This is a genomic window from Dietzia sp. Cai40 (assembly GCF_014145165.1).
Taxonomy (GTDB): domain Bacteria; phylum Actinomycetota; class Actinomycetes; order Mycobacteriales; family Mycobacteriaceae; genus Dietzia; species Dietzia natronolimnaea.
The window spans coordinates 1-2,311 of sequence record NZ_JAALEB010000197.1 but is presented as its reverse complement, the minus strand read 5'-3'; the positions used below and the strand labels follow the sequence as shown (position 1 = coordinate 2,311).

Sequence of the window (2,311 nt, the reverse complement as noted above, 5' to 3'; positions counted from 1 at the left end):
GCCTGAGGGCCGACCCGCCGCGGCCGGGCCGGCCGGGCCTCAGTCGGCGAGCGGCGTCCCGTCCCGCAGGTGCGGGGCGAGGGTGTTGTCGAACATCGTCAGCGCCGACGCGATCGCCATGTGCATGTCCAGGTACTGGTACGTGCCCAGCCGGCCGCCGAAGATCACGCGGTTCGCCGCGGTCTCGGCCTTGGCGCGGTCGCGGTAGAGGGCCAGCCGCTCGCGGTCGGTGGACTCGTTGATCGGGTAGTACGGCTCGTCGGAGCGCTCGGCGAAGCGGCTGTACTCGCGCATGATGACGGTCTTGTCCGTGGGGTAGTTCGTCCGCTCGGGGTGGAAGTGGCGGAACTCGTGGATGCGCGTGTAGTCGAACTCCGCGTCGTTGTAGTTCATCACCGGGGTGCCCTGGAAGTCGCCGGTGGGCAGGACCTCGGTCTCGAAGTCCAGGGTGCGCCACCCGAGCTCGCCCTCGGCGTAGTCGAAGTACCGGTCCAGCGGGCCGGTGTAGACCACGGGCGCGTCCGGGCTCGCCGCGCGGACGCCCTCGCGGACGTCGAACCAGTCGGTGTCCAGGACCACGTCGATCTTCTCGTCGGCGGCCATGTTCTCCAGCCACGCGGTATAGCCGTCGACGGGCAGGCCCTCGTGGGTGTCGTTGAAGTAGCGGTTGTCGAACGTGTAGCGCACGGGCAGGCGGGTGATGTTGCCGGCGGGCAGGTTCTTGGGGTCGGTCTGCCACTGCTTGGCGGTGTAGTCCCTGATGAACGCCTCGTAGAGCGGCCGCCCGATCAGCGAGATGGCCTTCTCCTCGAAGTTGGCCGCGTCCTCGGCCGAGAACTCCGCGGCCTGCTCGGCGATGAGCTCCCGCGCCTCGTCGGGCGAGTAGTAGCGCCCGAAGAACTGGTTGATCAGGCCCAACCCCATGGGGAACTGGTACGCCGTGCCCTTGTGCATCGCGAACACGCGGTGCTGGTAGCCGGTGAAGTCGGTGAAACGGTTGACGTACTCCCACACCCGCTCGTTGGAGGTGTGGAACAGGTGCGCGCCGTACTTGTGGATCTCGATCCCGGTCTCGGGCTCGGGCTCGGAGTAGGCGTTGCCGCCGATGTGGTGACGCCGGTCGAGCACCAGCACGCGCTTGCCGAGCTCGGCCGCGGCCCGCTCGGCGACCGTCAGGCCGAAGAAACCGGACCCCACCACGATGAGGTCATAGGTCCCCCACTGCCGATCGCCTGCCATCACTTCGAGCCTTCCCGTAGTCCGTCGCCGGGTCGCCGCGCCTGATCGGGCGCCGCGCCCGGCGTGTCCACGCGCCGGCCGGCGCGGGTCCGGGTCCAAGGGTATCGGGCGGGTGGGCGGAGGGGTCCGGTGCCACACCAGGTGACGACGACGAGGAGGGCCCCACCCGTGCGCGGTGCCGCTGCTCAGTCCGCGCGTCGGGCGGCCCCGTCGTCGTACATCGGTTCGAAACTACACGGTTGTGACCCCAAAATTCACTTCCGTACCACTTGGTTTCACGCGTTTCTTAGCTACCATTGACCACGTTCGTCACATTCGTCCCAGTGGTCGCAGCGCTCGCGGCCGCCGGGAAGAAGTGTTCCGCAGCGGGATCCGCGAGACACAGACCTGATCTGGAGAAGCCCTTGAGAACACGACGCCGCCCCCTGAACGTCAGCGGTCGACGCAGGACCCTCGCCCTCGCGGTGGCGGTCGCGGCGTCCGTCGTCACGCCCCTCGCCGTGTACGGGGCGGACCACCTGGTCGAGTCCGGAGACGACATCGCCGCCACCGCGGGCGCCGCCGTCCCCACCGGGACGGCCGAGGTCTCCCTGTCCGACGCACCCGCCGCGGCAGGCGTGGACACCGACATCGCGGTGGGCTCCGCCCCGGTCAAGGAGGTCACCTCCGAGACCCCGTTCTCGATGGTCGGCGTCACGTGGAAGGGCTACAACCCGCAGGCCGTCGCGGCCCTGCGCGCCAAGAACCCGGACGGCTCGTGGGGCCCCTGGTACGAGGCGGAGTCCGTCGACGACGAGGGCGAGAGCACCACCGGCAGCGGTGGCACCGAGCCGGTCTTCCTCGGGGTGGACACCACCACTGTCCAGATCAAGGTCTCCGGCGTCGACATCGCGGACACGTCGCTCGCGGACGCGCCCGAGGGCTCGGAGTCCCGGGACGCAGAGTCCGAGAGCGCAGAGTCCGGGAGCGCGGAGTCCCAGGGCGCGGAGGCCACGGCGGCCCCGGAGTCCGAGGCCGCCGACACCCCGGCCACGGGGTCCCCCGCGTCCCCCGCGCAGAACGACGTCGCGGC

General features: G+C 70.1%; 1 protein-coding gene and 1 pseudogene. One reads left to right on the top strand and one right to left on the bottom strand.

Features of this window, described 5'->3' with window-relative positions:
- Positions 1-39 precede the first annotated feature (39 nt).
- Entirely contained in the window at positions 40-1,239 is a 1,200-nt protein-coding gene (gene glf, locus G6022_RS08600; RefSeq protein WP_182691373.1) for a UDP-galactopyranose mutase, read from the bottom strand.
- A gap of 404 nt (positions 1,240-1,643) precedes the next feature.
- On the opposite strand from glf, the pseudogene G6022_RS08595 reads away from it, so the two are divergent.
- Positions 1,644-2,311 (top strand): annotated as a pseudogene (locus G6022_RS08595) (hypothetical protein); the annotation flags it as partial.

What these genes read in the sequence shown, in the direction of transcription:
- glf (WP_182691373.1), bottom strand. Translation starts at nt 1,239, where the DNA reads ATGGCAGGCGATCGGCAGTGGGGGACCTATGACCTCATCGTGGTGGGG.